The sequence below is a fragment of the Pseudomonas sp. B8(2017) genome, assembly GCF_002113575.1.
Taxonomy (GTDB): Bacteria; Pseudomonadota; Gammaproteobacteria; order Pseudomonadales; family Pseudomonadaceae; genus Aquipseudomonas; species Aquipseudomonas putida_Z.
The window spans coordinates 189459-210685 of sequence record NZ_NEIO01000008.1 but is presented as its reverse complement, the minus strand read 5'-3'; the positions used below and the strand labels follow the sequence as shown (position 1 = coordinate 210685).

The 21227-nt window shown below is 63.4% G+C and carries 19 protein-coding genes; 9 read left to right on the top strand and 10 right to left on the bottom strand.

All coding sequences use genetic code 11. The features are described 5' to 3' along the window. Positions 1 to 7 precede the first annotated feature (7 nt). The 7 genes from cysG to CAG22_RS28515 form a co-directional block, all read right to left on the bottom strand. On the bottom strand, positions 8 to 1399 hold the full coding sequence (gene cysG, locus CAG22_RS14680; protein WP_013973282.1) for a siroheme synthase CysG: 1392 nt from the start codon (positions 1397 to 1399) through the stop codon (positions 8 to 10). Then, positions 1400 to 2680, bottom strand: coding sequence for a serine--tRNA ligase (serS, locus tag CAG22_RS14675; protein WP_025339770.1), 1281 nt, complete (start codon positions 2678 to 2680; stop codon positions 1400 to 1402). Positions 2681 to 2710: 30 nt separating this feature from the next. Further along, on the bottom strand, positions 2711 to 3085 hold the full coding sequence (crcB, locus tag CAG22_RS14670; RefSeq protein ID WP_075045642.1) for a fluoride efflux transporter CrcB: 375 nt from the start codon (positions 3083 to 3085) through the stop codon (positions 2711 to 2713). Then, a complete protein-coding gene (locus CAG22_RS14665; protein ID WP_013973284.1) occupies positions 3082 to 4407 on the bottom strand; it encodes a replication-associated recombination protein A in 1326 nt (441 codons plus the stop codon). The genes crcB and CAG22_RS14665 overlap by 4 nt, the downstream gene beginning before the upstream one ends. Positions 4408 to 4419: 12 nt before the next feature. Next, positions 4420 to 5055, bottom strand: coding sequence for an outer membrane lipoprotein chaperone LolA (gene lolA, locus CAG22_RS14660; RefSeq protein WP_003258873.1), 636 nt, complete (start codon positions 5053 to 5055; stop codon positions 4420 to 4422). 62 nt (positions 5056 to 5117) lie between these two features. After that, a complete protein-coding gene (locus CAG22_RS14655; RefSeq protein WP_371916854.1) occupies positions 5118 to 7664 on the bottom strand; it encodes a DNA translocase FtsK in 2547 nt (848 codons plus the stop codon). Between the two features lie 78 nt (positions 7665 to 7742). Then, on the bottom strand, positions 7743 to 8015 hold the full coding sequence (locus CAG22_RS28515) for a hypothetical protein (protein ID WP_170929301.1): 273 nt from the start codon (positions 8013 to 8015) through the stop codon (positions 7743 to 7745). 35 nt (positions 8016 to 8050) lie between these two features. On the opposite strand from CAG22_RS28515, the gene aat reads away from it, so the two are divergent. The 3 genes from aat to infA all read left to right on the top strand — a co-directional run bounded on the left by aat (position 8051) and on the right by infA (position 9816). Further along, the gene (aat, locus tag CAG22_RS14650) at positions 8051 to 8731 is read left to right on the top strand and encodes a leucyl/phenylalanyl-tRNA--protein transferase (RefSeq protein ID WP_085705665.1); all 681 of its coding nucleotides are present in this window, start codon (positions 8051 to 8053) and stop codon (positions 8729 to 8731) included. A gap of 56 nt (positions 8732 to 8787) precedes the next feature. Beyond that, entirely contained in the window at positions 8788 to 9495 is a 708-nt protein-coding gene (locus CAG22_RS14645) for an arginyltransferase (RefSeq protein WP_013973288.1), read from the top strand. Positions 9496 to 9597: 102 nt separating this feature from the next. Beyond that, entirely contained in the window at positions 9598 to 9816 is a 219-nt protein-coding gene (gene infA / locus CAG22_RS14640) for a translation initiation factor IF-1 (protein ID WP_002553999.1), read from the top strand. 165 nt (positions 9817 to 9981) lie between these two features. Here the strand turns inward: infA and clpA are convergent, their stop codons facing one another. Next, complete coding sequence (gene clpA / locus CAG22_RS14635) at positions 9982 to 12252, bottom strand: ATP-dependent Clp protease ATP-binding subunit ClpA (RefSeq protein WP_025339774.1); 2271 nt, start codon at positions 12250 to 12252, stop codon at positions 9982 to 9984. A 30-nt stretch (positions 12253 to 12282) separates the two neighbouring features. Continuing rightward, positions 12283 to 12645, bottom strand: a complete 363-nt coding sequence (clpS, locus tag CAG22_RS14630) for an ATP-dependent Clp protease adapter ClpS (protein WP_013973290.1) — start codon at positions 12643 to 12645, stop codon at positions 12283 to 12285. 230 nt (positions 12646 to 12875) lie between these two features. Between clpS and cspD the strand changes: the two genes are divergently transcribed. Next, positions 12876 to 13130, top strand: coding sequence for a cold shock domain-containing protein CspD (cspD, locus tag CAG22_RS14625; protein WP_025339775.1), 255 nt, complete (start codon positions 12876 to 12878; stop codon positions 13128 to 13130). Positions 13131 to 13203: 73 nt separating this feature from the next. Here the strand turns inward: cspD and icd are convergent, their stop codons facing one another. Beyond that, positions 13204 to 14460, bottom strand: a complete 1257-nt coding sequence (gene icd, locus CAG22_RS14620; RefSeq protein ID WP_025339776.1) for an NADP-dependent isocitrate dehydrogenase — start codon at positions 14458 to 14460, stop codon at positions 13204 to 13206. A 427-nt stretch (positions 14461 to 14887) separates the two neighbouring features. Between icd and CAG22_RS14615 the strand changes: the two genes are divergently transcribed. From CAG22_RS14615 to purB, 5 genes are all read left to right on the top strand, one after another. Further along, complete coding sequence (locus CAG22_RS14615; protein ID WP_085664675.1) at positions 14888 to 17113, top strand: NADP-dependent isocitrate dehydrogenase; 2226 nt, start codon at positions 14888 to 14890, stop codon at positions 17111 to 17113. A 202-nt stretch (positions 17114 to 17315) separates the two neighbouring features. Next, positions 17316 to 17756 carry an NUDIX hydrolase gene (locus CAG22_RS14610; protein WP_025339778.1) on the top strand — a complete coding sequence of 147 codons (441 nt, stop codon included), beginning with the start codon at positions 17316 to 17318 and terminating at the stop codon, positions 17754 to 17756. Positions 17757 to 17815: 59 nt separating this feature from the next. Beyond that, entirely contained in the window at positions 17816 to 18940 is a 1125-nt protein-coding gene (mnmA, locus tag CAG22_RS14605; protein ID WP_075045646.1) for a tRNA 2-thiouridine(34) synthase MnmA, read from the top strand. Further along, complete coding sequence (hflD, locus tag CAG22_RS14600; protein ID WP_015270973.1) at positions 18937 to 19563, top strand: high frequency lysogenization protein HflD; 627 nt, start codon at positions 18937 to 18939, stop codon at positions 19561 to 19563. The genes mnmA and hflD overlap by 4 nt, the downstream gene beginning before the upstream one ends. Before the next feature lie 235 nt (positions 19564 to 19798). After that, entirely contained in the window at positions 19799 to 21169 is a 1371-nt protein-coding gene (gene purB / locus CAG22_RS14595) for an adenylosuccinate lyase (RefSeq protein ID WP_013973297.1), read from the top strand. Positions 21170 to 21227: the final 58 nt, after the last annotated feature.

Genomic DNA, 21227 nt, shown 5'->3' with positions numbered 1-21227 from the left:
AACGATTTCAACTGTTCTGCGAACCTTCGAACCAGGCCAGCTTGTCACGCAACTGCACCACTTCCCCGACAATCACCAGGGTCGGCGCATGCACTTCATGCTGGGCCACCAGGTCCGGCAAGTCCGCCAAGGTGCCGGTGAACACCCGCTGATTACGCGTAGTCCCCTGCTGCACCAGCGCCGCCGGGGTACTGGCCGCGCGACCATGGCGAATCAGCTCGGCGCAGATGGTCGGCAAGCCCACCAAGCCCATGTAGAACACCAGGGTCTGCGCCGGTGCCACCAGGTCATGCCAAGGCAGGTTGCTGGTGCCATCCTTCAGGTGCCCGGTCACGAAACGTACCGACTGGGCGTAGTCGCGGTGAGTCAGCGGAATTCCACCATAGGCGGAACACCCACTGGCCGCGGTAATGCCCGGCACCACCTGGAACGGGATACCATGCTCGGCCAGTTCTTCGATCTCTTCGCCGCCCCGGCCGAAGATGAACGGGTCGCCGCCCTTCAGGCGCAGCACACGCTTGCCCTGCCGGGCCAGGTCGACCAGCAGGCGGTTGATCTGGTCCTGAGGCACGGCATGGTCGGCGCGACGCTTGCCCACGTAGATACGCTCGGCATCGCGGCGGCACATCTCGATGATCGCCGGTGCCACCAGGCGGTCGTACAGCACCACATCGGCCTGCTGCATCAGGCGCAAGGCACGGAAGGTCAGCAAGTCCGGATCGCCAGGGCCCGCCCCCACCAGGTACACCTCACCGCCCTGCTGCACCGGCGCACCGTCGACCATCGCCTGCAACAAGCGCTCGGCCTCGGCGCCCTGCCCGGCCAGCTGGCGCTCGGCAATCGGCCCCTGAAACACGGTTTCCCAGAAGCCACGGCGCTGGTTGACGTCCGGGTACAAGGCCTTGACCTTGTCGCGGAAGCGCGCGGCCAGGCCGGCCAGCTCGCCATAGGCGGACGGGATCCAGGCCTCCAGCTTGGCGCGAATCAAACGCGCCAGCACCGGAGCATCACCGCCACTGGATACCGCAACCACCAACGGCGAACGGTCGACGATCGCCGGGAAGATCACCGTGCACAGGGCCGGCGCATCCACCACGTTGACCGGCAGGCTGAGGGCCTGCGCATCCGCCGACACCTGGGCATTGAGCCCGGGGTCATCGGTGGCCGCGATCACCAGCCGGCAACCGACCAGGTCTGCTGCCTGATAGCCGCGCACCAGCACCTCGCCGCCACCTTCCCGGGCCAGCGCGGCCAACTGGCCGTCGACATCCGGTGCCACCACGCGCAGCGCGGCGCCGGCATCGGCCAGCAGGCGCGCCTTTCGCAAGGCGATCTCACCGCCGCCAACGACCAGCACGCGGCCGCCCTGCAGCTTGTGGAACAGCGGCAGGTAATCCATTTAGCGGATAACCTCGACGCCGCCCATGTAAGGCTTCAGCACTTCCGGCACACGGATCGAACCGTCGGCCTGCTGGTAGTTTTCCAGCACGGCAACCAGGGTACGGCCTACGGCCAGGCCAGAGCCGTTGAGGGTGTGCACCAGCTCTGGCTTGCCGGTTTCCGGGTTGCGCCAGCGGGCCTGCATGCGGCGCGCCTGGAAGTCACCGCAGTTGGAGCACGAGCTGATTTCGCGGTACTTGTCCTGGCTTGGTACCCACACTTCCAGGTCGTAGGTCTTCACCGCACCAAAGCCCATGTCGCCGGTGCACAGGGCCAGCACGCGGTACGGCAGCTCCAGCAGCTGCAGCACGCGCTCGGCGTTGGCAGTCAGGCCTTCCAGGGCTTCCATCGACTTGGACGGCTCGACCACCTGCACCATCTCGACCTTGTCGAACTGGTGCTGGCGGATCATGCCGCGGGTGTCACGGCCGGAAGCACCGGCTTCGCTGCGGAAGCACGGGGTGTGGGCAACCAGTTTCAGTGGCAGCTGCTTGGCGTCGAGGATTTCACCGGCCACCAGGTTGGTCAGCGACACTTCGGCGGTCGGGATCAGGTAGAAGTCGGCCTCGCCTTCGCGGCTGATCTTGAACAGGTCTTCCTCGAACTTCGGCAGCTGGCCGGTGCCCTGCAGGGCCGGGGCCTGGACCAGGTACGGGGTGTAGTGCTCCTCGTAGCCGTGCTCGCCGGTGTGCAGGTTGATCATGAACTGCGCCAGGGCGCGGTGCAGGCGGGCGATCGGGCCGCGCAGCACGGCAAAGCGTGCGCCAGACAGCTTGGCGGCGGCTTCGAAATCCAGGCCACCGCTGACTTCGCCAAGGGCGACGTGGTCCTTGATTTCGAAGTCGAAAGCCTTCGGCGTGCCCCAACGACGCACTTCGACGTTGTCGTCTTCGCTGGCACCGACCGGTACGCTGGCGTCCGGCAGGTTGGGAATGGTCAGCAGGATGCCATCCAGTTCAGCCTGGATGCCGTCCAGTTCGGTCTTGCCGGCAGCCAGTTCGTTGGCCATGCGCTCGACGTCGGCCATCAGCGGCGCAATGTCTTCGCCCTTGGCCTTGGCCTGGCCGATGGACTTGGAACGGGCGTTACGCTCGGCCTGCAGCTGCTCGGTGCGGGTCTGCACAGCCTTGCGGCGCTCTTCCAGTGATTCGATGCGCGCGACATCCAGGCTGAAGCCACGGGAGGCCAGGCGATCCGCCACTTCCTGAAGTTGGCCGCGTAACAGTTTGGAATCGAGCATATCGTTCTCTCGTTATGTGTAGGTGTTGGTTCAGAATCGGGTCAGGGACAAGCCGGCCCAGGTCGCGAGCAGCCCGCCCACCACGCTGATACCGGTATAGCCCAGAGCCAGCGGCACTTGCCCGCTTTCCAGCAGGCGTACGGTATCCAGCGAAAAGGAGGAAAAAGTCGTCAGGCCACCGAGGAAGCCGACGATCAGCCCGGCGCGCAGCTCGACCGGCACGATCGGCTTGTGCAGGAACAGGCCATAGAGCAGGCCGATCAGCAGGCAGCCAATCAGGTTGACCGCCAGCGTACCGAGATAGAAGTGCCGTGGCCAGTGGGCAGCCACCCAGTTGGTGGTAGCAAAGCGCAACAAGGTACCGGCAATACCGCCAGCGCTGACGGCGGCAATCAGTGCAATCACGGTTTTCTCCGCTGGCGGGGGCTGTTGCGGTCAAGGTCGGCCAGGTGGCGCAGCTTCTCGCCAATCTTCAGTTCCAGGCCACGAGGCACCGGCTGGTAGTACTGGCGCGGCTCGAGCTCCTCGGGGAAGTAGTCTTCGCCGGCGGCATAGGCGTCGGGTTCATCGTGGGCATAGCGGTACTCGTCGCCATAGCCCAGTTGCTTCATCAGCTTGGTCGGGGCGTTGCGCAGGTGCAGCGGTACTTCCAGCGAACCGTGCTCGGCGGCCTCGCGCAGGGCGGTCTTGAAGCCCATGTATACCGCGTTGCTCTTCGGTGCGCAGGCGAGGTAGGTGATGGCCTGGGCCACCGCCAGTTCGCCCTCGGGGCTGCCCAGGCGCTCTTGCACATCCCAGGCCGCCAGGCACAGGCTGAGCGCGCGCGGGTCGGCGTTGCCGATGTCCTCGCTGGCCATGCGCACCACGCGGCGGGCGATGTACAGCGGGTCGCAGCCGCCGTCGAGCATGCGCGCGAACCAGTACAGGGCACCATCGGGGTTGGAGCCGCGCACCGACTTGTGCAGCGCGGAAATCTGGTCGTAGAACGCCTCGCCACCCTTGTCGAAGCGGCGGCGGCTGTCGCCGAGCAGGCTCTGCAGCATCTCGACATCGATCTCGCTGCCGTCTTCAGCCAGGTCCGAGGCGTTTTCCAGGAAGTTGAGCATGCGCCGGCCATCACCATCGGCGGCGGCCATCAGCATCTTGAAGGCGTCGTCACCAACCCGCAGGTTGCGCTTGCCCAGGCCGCGTTCTTCAGTCAGCGCGCGGTTGACCAGCTTGCGCAGCGCCGCCTCGTCCAGGCTCTTGAGCACATACACCCGCGCCCGCGACAGCAGTGCGTTGTTCAGCTCGAACGACGGGTTTTCGGTGGTGGCGCCAATGAACAGCAGGGTGCCGTCTTCCACATAGGGCAGGAAGGCATCCTGCTGCGACTTGTTGAAACGGTGCACTTCGTCGACGAACAGGATGGTACGGCGGCCGTACTGGCCAGCCTGCTGCTTGGCCACCTCGACCGCCTGGCGAATCTCCTTCACCCCGGCCAGTACCGCCGACACCGTTTCGAAGTGTGCGTCGCAGAACTGCGCCAGCAGCCGCGCGAGGGTGGTCTTGCCCACCCCCGGCGGCCCCCAGAAGATCATCGAGTGCAGCGCCCCCTGCTCCAGCGCCTCGCGCAGCGGTTTGCCGCGCGCCAGCAGGTGCTCCTGGCCGACGTACTCGTCCAGGTTGGACGGGCGCAGGCGAGCGGCCAGGGGCTGGGCGACGGGTTCGCTTCGAAACAGGTCCATGGCGAGCTCTGGTTACTCCTTGATGACGTCCGCGCCTTTGGGGATGTCGAACTTGAACTTGCTGTCCGGCACCGCCTGGTTGGCTTTCACGCCATTGAACAGAATGTTGGTGCGCTGGCCGACGCTGTCGATCAGCTGCATGTCGTTGATCAGGCCCTTGCGGAACGACACGCGCAGCGAGTCGAACAGGGTGTCCTTGGTCTTCGGCTTGAGGGTGAAGTCCATCACTTCGCCCTGCTCCTTCGAGCTGATGTCGAAGCTCTGGCTGATCTTCGACACGTCACCGGACAGCAGCAGCGCCGGGGTCTGGTTCAGGCGCTGGTCGAGCTTCTTGATGGTCGCCTGCTCCAGGTCCGGGTCCCACAGGGTGACGTTCTTGCCGTCGGATACCACCACCTGCTCCTGCGGCGCATCGGTGTGCCAGTAGAACAGGCCCGGGCGCTTGACGGTCATCTTGCCGGAGGTTTCCTGCAGGCTGGTGCCGCCGGCGTCCAGGGTCAGCTGGGAAAAGTTGGCCTCGATGGTCTGCGACTTTTCCAGCAATTGGGTCAGGCGTTGTACGTCTTGCTCACCGGCAAAAGCCGATACGGTGGCCGACACAGAAGCCGCGGCCAGGGCAGAAACCAACAGCATGCGAATCGCGCGCATGGGAGTCCTCATCGAGCATTGAAAAGGCCGGGCGCCACCGTTGGCGCCCGGCAAGGTGTTCGTCAGTCGCGCGGGCCGCCCGGGGCTATCACTTCCCGCGAGCCGTTGCTGTTCATGGGGGTGACCACGCCGGCCATTTCCATGGCTTCGATCATGCGGGCGGCGCGGTTGTAGCCGATCTTCAGTTTGCGCTGCACGGCCGAGATGGACGCGCGGCGGCTTTCCAGCACGAACTGCACGGCCTCATCATACAGGGCGTCGCTTTCCGAATCTTCGCCATCGCCACCACCGCCGCCTTCGAAGCCGCTGCCGGCCTCCTCGACGCCGTTGAGGATGTCGTCGTTGTAGTCCGGGGCGCCGCGCAGCTTCCACGCTTCCACCACGCGGTGCACCTCGTCGTCGGAGACGAACGCGCCGTGCACACGAATCGGCAGGCTGGTGCCCGGCGGCATGTACAGCATGTCACCGTGGCCCAGCAGCTGTTCGGCACCACCTTGGTCGATGATGGTCCGCGAGTCGATCTTGCTCGACACCTGGAACGCCATGCGGGTCGGGATGTTGGCCTTGATCAGACCGGTAATCACGTCCACCGACGGGCGCTGGGTAGCGAGGATCAGGTGGATACCGGCCGCACGTGCCTTCTGGGCGATACGGGCAATCAGCTCTTCGACCTTCTTGCCGACGATCATCATCATGTCGGCGAATTCGTCGACCACCACCACGATGGTTGGCAGGGTTTTCAGCGCAGGCGGCTCGTCGTCCATGCTCTCGCGGCGGTACAGCGGGTCATGGATGATCTCGCCGGCTTCCTGGGCGTCCTTGATCTTGCGGTTGAAGCCGGCCAGGTTACGCACGCCCATGGCCGCCATCAGCTTGTAGCGCCGCTCCATCTCGGCCACGCTCCAGCGCAGGGCGTTGGCGGCGTCCTTCATGTCGGTGACCACCGGGCACAGCAGGTGCGGGATGCCCTCATAGATCGACAGTTCGAGCATTTTCGGGTCAATCATGATCAGCCGCGCGTCTTCCGGGCTGGACTTGAACAGGATCGACAGGATCATCGCGTTCACACCCACCGACTTACCGGAACCGGTGGTACCGGCCACCAGCAGGTGCGGCATCTTGGCCAGGTCGGTGATCACCGGCTTGCCGCCGATGTCGTGGCCCAGGGCCAGGGTGACCGGCGACTTCTGCTCGTCGTACTGCGGCGTGGCCAGCACTTCGGAGAAACGCACCATCTGCCGGTTCTCGTTGGGGATCTCGATACCCACGGTGGTCTTGCCGGGGATAACCTCGACCACACGCACACTGGTCACTGCCAGCGAACGCGCCAGGTCCTTGGCCAGGTTGGCGATACGGCTGACTTTCACACCGGCGGCCGGCTGGATTTCGTAACGGGTAATCACCGGGCCCGGGTGGATCGAGTCCACCGCCACTTCCACGCCGAATTCCTTGAGTTTGATTTCCAGCAGCTGGCCGACACCGGCCAGGGATTCCGGCGAGTACTCGATCTTCTTCTGTTCGGCCGGGTCGAGGATGGAGATCGACGGCAAGGTACCTTCCACCGCGCTGTCGACGAACAGCGGCGCCTGCTTCTCCTTCATCACCCGCTTGCTCGGCTCCGGCGCCCTGGCGGGTGTCGGTGGCACGATCATCGGGGCCGCGGCAGGTGGTTCGCGGGAGATTACCGGCTCACGAGGTGCCGGCGACTCGCGTGGCACCACAGGCTCGCGTGACAGGGTTGGCTCACGTGGCTCGACCGGCTGGGCAAGTGCTTCTTCACGCTTGAAAATACGCTCGCGCAGCGCCGGCTTGGCCGGTTCGCGCTTGTCGGCGGCCATTGGCGCGGCCTTGACCACCGGTTCATCCTCGCGCAGCTGCGCCTCCAGGCGCTTGCGTTCGTTACGTGCTTCCCACCAACGGTTGGCGGCGCCCTGCACCAGCTCGAACAGGTCGAGGGTGATCTTGCCGGTCAGGTCCATCACCTTGAACCACGACAGGTCGGTGAACACGGTCAGGCCGAACAGGAACAGGGCAATGAACATCAGCGTGCTGCCCTGCACGTTCAGCAGGTTGCGCGCCAGGTCGCCCAGGCTCTCGCCCAGTGCACCACCGGCGGAGAACGGCATGCTCGCAGGCGGGTGGAAATGGATATGCGCCAGCGCCGCACCAGACAGCACCAGGAACACCAGGCCGATCAGCCGCCAGGAGAACAGCCAGCCGCTCCAGTCCCAGGGCTGGTGGCGTTCGCGGAAAATCTGCCAGGTCTTTATCGCCAGCAGCAGCGGGAAGATGTAGGCGAAGTACCCCAGCACCATGAACAGGATGTCGGCGAAGTAGGCACCGGCACGCCCGGCGGCGTTCTGCACCTGGTCGACGTTGCTGGTGTGGCTGAAGCCCGGGTCCGACGTATCGTAGGTCAGCAGCGCCATCCACAGGTACAGGCACAGGGCGCCGACAGCGATCAACGCACCTTCCTTGAGGCGATAATGCAGCTGCTGCCGCCACAGGGGGACGGGCAAGGGAGCTGGAGTTGCGGTGGATTTCTTCAAAACGCGTCTATTCCTGCGCGTGCTGCGCGTCCAATAGTGATCGGCCGACGGTGCGGCCAATGAACCACTACTTTTAACATTACTGCCCGCCAGCCGCCATGGCGGCACGCCAGATGGGGGTATGGCCGGGGGCGACTTTCATATAGCTGCAATTTGAGCATGCATTTTCTTTTGTGACAAAGGCTTATGCTGTGTTTTTGCACAGGTGTGACAGCAAATGTAGCGGATGGTGCCTGCTGTTCCATGAATGTGTAGGAAATTGCCTATTTTCATCGCCTGTGCCGGCCTCTTCGCGGGCTTGCCCGCTCCCACAGGTACCCCCGCAGGCTTCAGGGCCTGCACATGGCCTGTGGGAACGGGCGCGCCCGCGAAGAAGCCAAAGAGATTGACCCTGCTTTTCACCCGCGCCATGCTGCCCTCTCCCCTCCCCCACCGCACGATAGACCATGCTCACCTGGCTGACCCGCGACTCGCTGACCTTCCCGCCCCTGGAAAAGGCCCTGCACGACCCCAACGGCCTGCTCGCCGCCGGCGGCGACCTGAGCCCCGAGCGCCTGGTGCAGGCCTATCGCCATGGCTGCTTCCCGTGGTACCAGGACGGCCAGCCGATCCTCTGGTGGTCACCCGACCCGCGCACGGTGCTGCTCCCGCACCAGCTGCACGTGTCGCGCTCGCTGGCCAAGCTGATGCGCCAGGGTTGTTACCAGGTCAGCTTCGACACCGACTTTCCGGCGGTGATCGCCGCCTGCGCCGCGCCACGCGACTACGCCGACGGCACCTGGATCACCGACACCATGCGCGCCGCCTACTGCGAGCTGCACCGGCGCGGCATCGCCCATTCGGTGGAGGTGCGCCAGGATGGCGAGCTGGTCGGCGGCCTGTACGGCCTGGCCATGGGCCAGCTGTTCTTCGGCGAATCGATGTTCAGCCGCGCCGACAATGCCTCCAAGGTCGGCTTCGTGACCCTGGTCAACCACCTGCGCCAGGCCGGCTTCGTCCTCATCGACTGCCAGATGCCGACCAACCACCTGCACAGCCTGGGCGCCCACGCCATCAGCCGCGCCGAGTTCGCTGGCTACCTGGCACGCCACCTCGACCAGCCCAACAGCGCCACATGGCTTCCCTAGGCGAGTTCTCATAGCTGGCTTACACTTAAAGCAAAGTCTCACCGAGGGGGTTGATCATGACAGAGTTGGCGCGGTTGAAGTTCTATGCCACTCAGCCCCACTCCTGCAGCTACCTGCCCGACGAACAGGCAACCACACTGTTCCTCGACCCCAGCCAGCCGATGGACGTGCACGTGTACGCCGATTTGTCGGAAATGGGCTTCCGCCGCAGTGGCGACCACCTGTACCGCCCGCATTGCCAGAACTGCAATGCCTGCGTGCCGGCACGCATCCCGGCGGCGCGCTTCATCCCCAATCGCCAGCAACGGCGCATCCTCAAGCGCAACGCCGACCTGACCGTGACCGCCGCGCGCCCGGCGTTCAAGGAAGAGTACTTCGAGCTGTACCGGCGCTATATCGAAACGCGCCACGCCGACGGTGACATGTACCCGCCCAGCCGCGACCAGTTCTCCACCTTCCTGGTGCGCGACCTGCCGTTCTGCTGGTTCTACGAGTTCCGCCTGGAAGGCCGCTTGATGGCGGTAGCGGTGTGCGACCTGCTGCCCAACGGCCTGTCAGCGGTGTACACCTTCTACGAGCCGGACGAAGAACGCCGCAGCCTGGGCCGCTTCGCCATCCTCTGGCAGATCACCGAAGCCCTGCGCCAGGACCTGGAGGCGGTTTACCTGGGTTACTGGATCAAGAACTGCAAGAAAATGAACTACAAGACGCAGTATCGGCCTATCGAACTGTTGATAAATCAGCGCTGGGTCACCCTCAACTGAAAGGCATTGGCTTGACACACAGTTTTCGGGCATAATCCACGCCACTTTTTTGCCCGGTGCGGTTATGCGTCGGGCCAACACTGGATCCGAGGGCTCTACTGCATGTCGAAAGAAGACAGCTTCGAAATGGAAGGTACTGTCGTCGACACCCTGCCCAACACCATGTTCCGCGTGGAGTTGGAAAACGGGCACGTCGTAACCGCGCACATCTCCGGAAAGATGCGCAAGAACTACATCCGTATTCTCACTGGCGACAAGGTCCGCGTCGAACTGACGCCCTACGACCTGAGCAAGGGCCGCATCACCTACCGTGCGCGCTAAGCTCAAGCCATGAAAAAGCCCGGCCATGTGCCGGGCTTTTTTGTGCCTTCAGGATTGCAGGGGCTGCTTTGCAGCCCTTCGCGGGCACGCCCGCTCCCACAGGTAATAACTATCCCCCTGTGGGAGCGGGTGTGCCCGCGAAGGGCCGCATAGCGGCCCCATCTGTCACGCAACCTCAGCCGTGGTCTCGAAGTCGAACACCAGTTCGCCATCGCGCAAGTCGACGTGCACCACGCCACCATGCTCGGCCAGTTCGCCAAACAGGATCTCTTCGGCCAGCGGCCGCTTGATCTTGTCCTGGATCAGCCGCGCCATCGGCCGCGCACCCATCTGCACATCGTAGCCCGAGGCCGCCAGCCAGCCGCGTGCATCATCGCTGACTTCCAGCAGCACTCGTTTGTCTTCCAGCTGCGCCTGCAGTTCGATAAGGAACTTGTCGACGATGCTCTTGATCGTCTCGTGGCTCAGGCGGCCAAACTGGATGATGGTGTCCAGGCGGTTGCGGAACTCCGGCGTGAAGCTCTTGCGGATGACTTCCATGGCATCGGACGCATGGTCCTGATGAGTAAAGCCGATCGAGGCCCGCGCGGCGGTTTCTGCGCCAGCGTTGGTGGTCATGATCAGGATCACGTTGCGGAAGTCGGCCTTGCGCCCGTTGTTGTCGGTCAGGGTGCCGTGGTCCATCACCTGCAGCAGCAGGTTGAAGACTTCCGGGTGAGCCTTCTCGATTTCGTCGAGCAGCAATACGCAGTGCGGTTGCTTGGTGATCGCCTCGGTCAGCAAACCACCCTGGTCGAAGCCAACATAGCCAGGAGGCGCACCGATCAGGCGCGACACGGTGTGGCGCTCCATGTACTCGGACATGTCGAAGCGCACCAGCTCCACGCCCAGCGCCTTGGCCAGCTGCCGTGCTGCTTCGGTCTTGCCGACGCCGGTCGGGCCGGCGAACAGGAACGAACCGACAGGCTTGTCCGGCGACTTGAGGCCGGCGCGGGACAGCTTGATGGCGGTGGCCAGCGAATCGATCGCCTGGTCCTGACCAAATACGGTCAGCTTCAGGTCACGCTCGAGGTTGCGCAGCAGTTCCTTGTCGGAACTGGTGACGTGCTTCGGCGGAATCCGCGCGATCTTGGCGACAATGTCTTCGACCTGCGGCACGTCGATGCGCTTGACGCGGTTGGCCTCCGGCTGCAGGCGCTGGTAGGCACCGGCTTCGTCGATCACGTCGATGGCCTTGTCGGGCATGTGCCGGTCATTGATGTAGCGCGAGGCCAGTTCAGCGGCGGCGCGCAAGGCTTCGTCGCTGTACTCGATGTTGTGGTGGCTTTCGAAGCGGCCTTTCAGGCCACGCAGGATGCCCACGGTGTCTTCGACCGACGGCTCGCTGACATCGACCTTCTGGAAGCGCCGCGCCAGGGCACGGTCCTTCTCGAAGATGCCGCGGAATTCCTGGAACGTAGTCGAACCGATGCAACGGATCTCACCGGACGACAGCAATGGCTTGAGCAGGTTGGACGCATCCATCACCCCGCCCGACGCCGCACCGGCACCAATGATGGTGTGGATTTCGTCGATGAACAGGATCGCCTGCGGGCGCTTGCGCAGCTCGCCGAGCAGCGCCTTGAAGCGCTTCTCGAAATCGCCACGGTATTTGGTACCCGCCAGCAGTGCGCCGAGATCGAGGGAATACACCACGCTCTGCGCCAGCAAATCGGGCACCTGGCCATCGACGATACGCTTGGCCAGGCCTTCGGCGATGGCGGTCTTGCCCACGCCTGCCTCACCCACCAGCAGCGGGTTGTTCTTGCGCCGACGGGCAAGGATTTGCGCCACGCGCTCCACTTCCTGCTCGCGGCCTACCAGCGGGTCGATACGGCCGGCACGGGCCAGTTCGTTCAGGTTGCTGGCATAGGCATCCAGCGGGTTGCTCGAAGAGGCGGTATCGCCGCCCTCTTCATCCTGCATTTCCTGGTCGTTTTCGGAATGCGGACCATGGCCCGGCACCTTGGAGATGCCATGGGCGATGTAGTTGACCACGTCGATGCGGGCCACGCTCTGCTGCTTGAGCAGGAACACGGCCTGGCTTTCCTGTTCGCTGAAGATCGCCACCAGCACGTTGGCGCCAGTGACTTCACGCTTGCCGGAGCTTTGCACGTGGAACACGGCACGCTGCAGTACACGCTGGAAGCCCAGGGTCGGCTGGGTTTCGCGATCTTCATCGTTGACCGGGATCAGGGGTGTGGTGGAATCGATGAACTCTTGCAGGTCGTGCTTGAGTTTGTCGAGATTGGCGCCACAGGCGCGCAGAACGGTCGCGGCAGCCTCATTGTCAAGGAGTGCCAGCAGCAGATGTTCGACGGTCATGAACTCATGACGCTTCGAACGAGCCTCCTTGAAGGCAAGATTGAGGGTGACTTCGAGCTCGCGGTTTAACATAGCTTCACCTCATACCCAAGTGGTCGGCGATTAACCGTCCTTCTCGATTTCACAGAGTAGCGGATGCTGGCTTTCCCTGGCGTATTGGTTGACCTGCATAGCCTTTGTTTCGGCGATGTCACGGGTAAACAATCCGCACACTGCCCGCCCTTCGGTATGGACGGTCAGCATGATCTTGGTCGCCAGCTCGCGGTTCAGATTGAAGAACGTCTCGAGCACTTCGACGACGAAATCCATCGGCGTGTAGTCATCGTTGAACAAAACCACCTTGTACATCGGTGGCGCCTGCAGGATCGGCTTGGCTTCCTGAACTGCAAGACCCGAGCCGTCGTCCTCATTCGATTGCGGGCGATCCTGATTGAATGTTAGTCGAATCTCACTAGGTGCATGCATGGAAAGAATTTCATCATGAGCGACAGGTTAAGGTTGTGGGTTGACTGCGAAGGGCACGGCCAGCGCAGGCGCCGGGCGACCTTGACTATCGGCAAAACGGTGTTACAACCAATAAGAACCCACCGTGGTCGATAAAGATCCGCGCAGTCAACCAGATTTTTCGCATGGTTCGTATGCGGATGAAGTGGATGATACTCCAGTGATGGAGTCCTTTGCAGAGGGACATAGGGATGGCAAGCGGTAAAGTCAAGTGGTTCAACAATGCCAAGGGCTACGGATTCATCAATGAAGAGGGCAAGACTGACGACTTGTTCGCTCATTATTCAGCCATCCAGATGGACGGGTACAAGACGCTCAAGGCCGGCCAGGCCGTGAGCTTCGACATCGTCCAGGGCCCCAAAGGCCTGCACGCGGTGAATATCAGCAGCGCCACTGCCGCCGCGGCCGCCAGGGCTCCGCACACCAGCAGCACTGCCGACGCCTGAACTGCCGCGCCGCCTGCCGGTACACGAAAAAACCGGCCGCCTCCTGACTGGAAGCGGCCGGTTTTCCGTTGCCTTACATATGCTTGATCATTTCATCGCCAAAGCCTGAACTGCTCACCAGCCTGGCGCCGTCCATCAGGCGTTCGAAGTCATAGGTCACGGTCTTGGCAGCAATCGCGCCATTGGTACCCTTGATGATCAGGTCCGCCGCCTCGGTCCAGCCCATGTGCCGCAGCATCATCTCCGCCGACAGGATCACCGAACCCGGGTTGACCTTGTCCTGCCCGGCATACTTGGGCGCGGTGCCGTGGGTGGCCTCGAACATGGCCACGGTGTCGGACAGGTTGGCACCCGGCGCAATGCCAATACCGCCCACTTCCGCCGCCAAGGCATCGGACAGGTAGTCACCGTTGAGGTTGAGGGTGGCGATCACGTCGTACTCGGCCGGGCGCAGCAGGATCTGCTGCAGCATGGCGTCGGCGATGGCGTCCTTGACGATGACCTCGCGGCCGCTCTTGGGGTTCTTGAACTTCATCCATGGGCCACCATCGAGCAGCTCGGCCCCGAACTCGTCGCGCGCCACTTCATAGCCCCAGTCCTTGAAGGCACCCTCGGTGAACTTCATGATGTTGCCCTTGTGCACCAGGGTCAGCGACTCGCGGTCGTTGTCCACCACGTACTGCAGCGCCTTGCGCACCAGGCGCTTGGTGCCTTCCTTCGACACCGGCTTGACGCCAATGCCACAGTCCTGGTCGAAGCGGATCTTGGTAACGCCCATTTCCTCCTTGAGGAACTTGATCACCTTGTTCGCCTCGGGCGAACCGGCCTTCCACTCGATGCCGGCATAGATGTCCTCGGAGTTCTCGCGGAAGATCACCATGTCCACATCGCCGGGTTTTTTCACCGGACTGGGCACGCCCTGGAACCACAGCACCGGGCGCAGGCACACGTACAGGTCCAGTTGCTGGCGCAAGGCCACGTTGAGCGAACGGATACCGCCGCCCACCGGGGTGGTCAGCGGCCCCTTGATCGACACCACGTAATCACGCACGGCATCGAGGGTTTCCTGGGGCAGCCAGGTGTCCTGGTCGTACACCTGGGTGGCTTTTTCGCCGGCGTATACCTCCATCCAGGCGATCTTTCGTTTGCCGCCGTAGGCCTTCTGCACGGCGGCGTCGACCACTTTTATCATTACCGGCGAGACATCGACGCCAATCCCGTCGCCCTCGATATAAGGAATGATCGGGTTGTCAGGAACGTTGAGCGAATGGTCTGCATTGACGGTGATCTTCGCGCCGTCGGTCGGAACCTTGATTTTCTGGTATCCCATGCTTGCACTACTCCGCTGTCGGGTGTGATTGGACATCATGCGATCCACTGAGCCTAAACCACATCTGCCGACCTGCAAGGCATGCGACAACCCGCCACATTGCCGCTTAGTCTTTGGTCTTATAAATGGGCCGATATCACTTGGCCTTGCTGATTAGCCCGAATGGTTTGGTATACTCCGCCGCGACCGAAGGGTCATCGGGGCGATCCCTTGGAAAAATGCGGACCGCCCTTGGCCATGAATGGACACAAAGCCTGGCCACGAAGCCTGGACTGTTACCGCAGCCCAGCACTTGACGCTCGACTGATGCATCCACCATCACCGCTCGCAGCCTCTCGACTTTCCGCTCATGGCGTTGCCAGGGCGATGCGCCTACCCTGCGCACCACGAGACTCGAGCACGCTCAGCACACAGAGAGTTAACCCGCATGCCCACCCGTTCCAAGATCATCTATACCTTCACCGACGAAGCCCCCGCCCTCGCCACTTACTCGCTGCTGCCGATCATCGAAGCCTTCACCGCTTCGGCTGACATCGCCGTCGAAACCCGCGACATCTCCCTGGCTGGCCGTATCCTCGCCGCCTTCCCGGAGCAACTGGGCGCAGAGAAGCAAGTAGGCGATCACCTGGCGGAACTGGGCCAGCTGGCTACCACCCCTGAAGCCAACATCATCAAGCTGCCGAACATCAGTGCCTCGGTACCGCAGCTGAAAGCCGCGATCAAGGAACTGCAGGGCAAGGGCTTCAACATCCCTGACTACGCCGACGAGCCGGCCACCGCGGAAGAGAAAGAATCCCGCGCCCGCTACGACCGCATCAAAGGTTCCGCCGTGAACCCGGTCCTGCGCGAAGGCAACTCCGACCGCCGCGCGCCGCTGTCGGTCAAGAACTACGCCCGCAAGCACCCGCACAAGATGGGCGCCTGGGCTGCCGACTCCAAGTCGCACGTTGCCCACATGACCCAGGGCGACTTCTACGGCAGCGAGAAAGCCGCACTGATCGAAGCTGACGACAGCCTGCGCATCGAGCTGGTCGGCAAAGACGGCAACACCACCGTACTGAAAGAAAAGACTGCGGTAAAAGCTGCCGAAGTCATCGACTGTGCCACCATGAGCCGCAAGGCCCTGAAAGCCTTCATCGCCGAGCAGATCGCCGATGCCAAGGCTTCTGGCGTGCTGCTGTCGGTACACCTGAAAGCCACCATGATGAAGGTCTCCGACCCGATCATGTTCGGCGTCATCGTCGAAGAGTTCTACAACGACGTGCTGGCCAAGCACGCCGCCGCCCTGGCTGAAGTAGGCTTCAACGCCAACAACGGCATCGGCGACCTGTACGCCCGCATCAAGGACCTGCCAGCCGAGAAGCAGGCCGAGATCGAAGCCGACATCCAGGCCCTGTACGCCCAGCGTCCGGCCCTGGCCATGGTCAACTCCGACAAAGGCATCACCAACCTGCACGTGCCGAGCGACGTCATCGTCGACGCCTCGATGCCGGCCATGATCCGTGACTCGGGCAAGATGTGGAACGCCGCCGGCGAACTGCAGGATGCCAAGGCGATCATCCCGGACCGCTGCTACGCCGGCATCTACCAGGCCACCATCGAAGACTGCAAGGCCAACGGCGCCTTCGACCCGACCACCATGGGCAGCGTACCGAACGTCGGCCTGATGGCACAGAAGGCCGAAGAATACGGCTCCCACGACAAGACCTTCCAGATCAAGGCCGACGGCGTCGTGCGCGTGGTCGACAGCAAAGGCCAGGTCGTTCTCGAGCAGAACGTCGAAGCCGGCGACATCTTCCGCATGTGCCAGGTCAAGGACGCGCCGATCCAGGACTGGGTCAAGCTGGCCGTCAACCGTGCCCGCCTGAGCAACACCCCTGCAGTGTTCTGGCTGGACCCGGCCCGCGCCCACGACGGCGTGATGATCGAGAAGGTGCAGAAGTACCTGAAGGATCACGACACCTCCGGCCTGGACATCCGCATCCTGGCACCGGTAGACGCCATCAAGTTCTCCCTGGCCCGCATCCGCGAAGGCAAGGACACCATCTCGGTGACCGGCAACGTGCTGCGTGACTACCTGACCGACCTGTTCCCGATCATGGAGCTGGGCACCAGCGCCAAGATGCTGTCGATCGTGCCGCTGATGAGCGGTGGCGGCCTGTTCGAAACCGGCGCCGGCGGTTCGGCACCGAAGCACGTGCAGCAGCTGGTGGAAGAGAACTTCCTGCGTTGGGACTCGCTGGGTGAATTCCTGGCCTTGGCCGCTTCCCTGGAGCACCTGGGCAACACCTACGACAACCCGCGCGCCAAAGTGCTGGCCAACACCCTGGACCAGGCCACCGGCAAGTTCCTCGACACCAACAAGTCGCCTTCGCGCAAAGTCGGTGGTATCGACAACCGCGGCAGCCACTTCTACCTGACCCTGTACTGGGCCCAGGCCCTGGCTGCGCAGAACGACGACGCTGCCCTGCAGGCACGCTTCGCACCACTGGCCAAGACCCTGACCGAGAACGAGGAGACCATCGTCGCCGAGCTCAACGCCGTCCAGGGCAAGCCGGCCGACATCGGTGGCTACTACGCCCCGGATGCCGAGCTGACCGCCAAGGTGATGCGCCCAAGCCAGACCCTGAACAGCGCCATTGCCGCCCTGTAAGGTTCGCTTGAAGTAACAGCACAAACCCCGGCCACGCACCGGGGTTTGTGCTTTCTGGGAAATGGGGTTGCTCTGCAACCCATCGCCGGCAAGCCAGCTCCCACAGGTATTGTGAATGCCTCAAGCTTGCACTGCACCTGTGGGAGCTGGCTTGCCGGCGATGGGCCGCAAAGCGGCCCCACCAATCTGAAGGGACATACAAATGACCTGGCAACCCCACATCACCGTCGCCACCATCGTCGAACACGAAGGCAAGTTCCTCTTCGTCGAAGAATTCAAAGCCAACCAGCATGTCTTCAACCAGCCCGCCGGCCACCTCGAACCCAACGAGACCCTGCCCCAGGCCGCCCTGCGCGAAACCCTCGAAGAAACCGCCTGGGAAGTCGAGCTCACCGGCGTGGTCGGCATCTACCTGTACACCGCCCCAAGCAACGGCGTGACCTACCAGCGCATCTGCTTCGCCGCCCGCCCCGTGCGCCATCACGCCGACCTGGCGCTGGACAGCGACATCGTCCGCGCCGTGTGGCTGACCCGCGACGAACTGCTGGCCGACCCCGCCCGCTGGCGCAGCGAGCTGGTGCCACGCTGCCTCGACGACTACCTGAAAGGCCCCTTGCACAGCCTCGACCTGCTGCGCGACTGACGCGCCGCCGCAGGTTTGATAGAATCGGCGTTTTTCCCCCTTGATACACACCGGTAACCATGACCAGCCCAGCACTCAAAGACCCCGCCAAGACCCGCGTCATCGTCGGCATGTCCGGCGGCGTGGACTCTTCCGTCTCCGCCCTTCTGCTCATGGAGCAGGGCTACCAGGTGGAAGGGCTGTTCATGAAGAACTGGGAAGAAGACGACGGCACCGAATACTGCACCGCCCGTGAAGACCTGGCCGACGCCCAGGCCGTGTGCGACCGCATCGGCATCAAGCTGCACACCGCCAACTTCGCCGCCGAATACTGGGACAACGTGTTCGAGCACTTCCTCGAAGAGTACAAGGCCGGCCGCACGCCCAACCCGGACATCCTCTGCAACCGCGAAATCAAGTTCAAGGCGTTCCTTGACTACGCCCTGTCGCTGGGTGCCGACCTGATCGCCACCGGCCACTACGTGCGCCGCCGCGACACCGGCGAGCTCACCGAACTGCTCAAGGGCCTGGACCCGAACAAGGACCAGAGCTACTTCCTGCACGCCGTCGGCGGCAAGGAAATCGCCCGCACCCTGTTCCCGGTTGGCGAGCTGGAAAAGCCCGAAGTACGCGCCATTGCCGAAAAGCACGGCCTGGCCACCGCCAAGAAGAAGGACTCCACCGGCATCTGCTTCATCGGCGAGCGCCGCTTCAGCGACTTCCTCAAGCAATACCTGCCGGCCCAGCCGGGCAACATCGAGACCACCGACGGTGAAGTGATCGGCCGCCACCACGGGCTGATGTACCACACCATCGGCCAGCGCCAGGGCCTGGGCATTGGCGGCCTGAAGGACGCCGGTGACGAGCCGTGGTACGTGCTGCACAAGGACCTGACCCGCAACGTGCTGGTGGTCGGCCAGGGCAATGAACACCCGTGGTTGTTCTCCCGCGCCCTGCTCGCTTCGGAAATCTTCTGGGTCAACCCGGTCGACCTCGGCAGCCCGCGCCAGCTCACCGCCAAGGTGCGCTACCGCCAGAGCGACCAACAGTGCACCCTGGAACTGACCGAAAGCGGTTACCGCGCAGTGTTCGACGAACCGCAACGCGCCGTTACCCCGGGCCAGTCGGTGGTGTTCTACGACGGCGAAGTGTGCCTGGGCGGCGGCGTGATCGAAGCCGCCGAGCCGTGGAGCCCGCGCGCATGAGCAACCTGCAGGAGCAGCTGATTGCGTTGGGCGGTGTGTTCCAGGCCGCCGTACTGGTCGACCGCATCGCCCGCACCGGCCAGGCCAGCGAGGCCAACATCGGCTGCATGCTGGGCAGCCTGCTGGTCCGCGACCCCAAGGACACCCTGGAGGTGTTCGGCGGTGACGACCTGAACCTGCGCGACGGCTATCGCGCGCTGGTCGGCGCGCTGGAGCGCGACCCCAGCAGCCTGCAACGCGAGCCGCTGCGCTACGCCCTGTCGATGCTGGGCCTGGAGCGCCAGCTGAACAAGCGCGGCGACCTGCTCGACACCATTGGCAACCGCCTGCCGCAAATCCAGTCCCAGGCCGAGCATTTCGGTCTGGTTCATGAAAACGTCATCGCTTCCAGTGGAGCCTTGTACCAGGACACCCTGAGCACCTTGCGCCAGCGCATCCAGGTACATGGCGACATGCGCTTCCTGCAGCAGGCCAGCAACGCCTCGAAGATCCGCGCCCTGCTGCTGGCCGGCATCCGCGCCGCACGCCTGTGGCGCCAGCTGGGCGGGCACCGCTGGCAGCTGGTATTCAGCCGGCGCAAGCTGTTGAACGAACTGTACGACATGATGCGCAGCCCCTCCTGACAGGGGCTGACAGTTCCGGCCTCATCGCCGGCAAGCCAGCTCCCACAAGATATGCACTGAGCTCAAGACCGGTGCAGTACCTGTGGGAGCTGGCTTGCCGGCGATAGGGCCAGAACAGGCAATGCACAATGCACAGCTGATTTATGGCCCGACCTTTGGTCAGCCACCCGACCTGAGCGCATTTTTCATGTATGATATGCGCCCTTCCAAAAGCCTGACTGTCCGAGAACACCCCATGCAGCTTTCTTCGCTCACTGCGGTTTCCCCTGTAGACGGCCGTTATGCCGGCAAAACCCAGGCCTTGCGCCCCATTTTCAGCGAATTCGGCCTGATCCGTTTCCGCGCCCTGGTCGAAGTGCGCTGGCTGCAGCGCCTGGCCGCCCACCCGCAGATCGGCGAAGTGCCGGCGTTCTCCGCCGAAGCCAACGCCCTGCTGGACAGCCTGGCCACCGACTTCAAGCTCGAGCACGCCGAACGCGTCAAGGAAATCGAGCGCACCACCAACCACGACGTCAAGGCGATCGAATACCTCCTCAAGGAGCAGGCCGCCAAGCTCCCTGAGCTGGCCAAGGTCAGCGAGTTCATCCACTTCGCCTGCACCAGCGAGGACATCAACAACCTGTCCCACGCCCTGATGCTGCGCGCCGGCCGTGACGAAGTGCTGCTGCCGCTGATGCGCCAGATCGCCGACGCCATCCGCGCCCTGGCCCACGCCCACGCCGACGTGCCGATGCTGTCGCGCACCCACGGCCAGCCGGCTTCGCCGACCACCCTGGGCAAGGAACTGGCCAACGTCGTGTACCGCCTGGAGCGCCAGATCGCCCAGGTTGCCGCCGTACCGCTGCTGGGCAAGATCAACGGTGCCGTGGGCAACTACAACGCCCACCTGTCGGCCTACTCGCAGATCGACTGGGAGCAGAACGCCCGCGCCTTCATCGAAGACGAGCTGGGCCTGCAGTTCAACCCGTACACCACCCAGATCGAGCCGCACGACTACATCGCCGAGCTGTTCGACGCCATCGCCCGCTTCAACACCATCCTGATCGACTTCGATCGCGATGTGTGGGGCTACATCTCGCTGGGCTACTTCAAGCAGAAGACCGTTGCCGGCGAAATCGGCTCGTCGACCATGCCGCACAAGGTCAACCCGATCGACTTCGAAAACTCCGAAGGCAACCTGGGTATCGCCAACGCGCTGTTCCAGCACCTGGCCAGCAAGCTGCCGATCTCGCGCTGGCAGCGTGACCTGACTGACTCCACCGTGCTGCGCAACCTGGGCGTGGGCTTTGCCCACAGCGTCATCGCCTACGAAGCCAGCCTGAAAGGCATCGGCAAGCTGGAAGTCAACGAAGCCCGCATCGCCGCCGACCTGGACGCCTGCTGGGAAGTGCTGGCCGAGCCGATCCAGACCGTGATGCGCCGCTTCAACATCGAAAACCCCTACGAGAAGCTCAAAGAGCTGACCCGTGGCAAGGGCATCACCCCGGAAGCGCTGCTGACCTTCATCGACGGCCTGGACATGCCAGCCGAAGCCAAGGCCGAGCTCAAGCAGCTGACCCCTGCTACTTACATCGGCAACGCGGCAGCACAGGCCAAACGCATCTAAGCTGACCGTCGCGTTCAACGCCCGGCCTGGCCGGGCGTTTTTATTCCCGAACGAAAAT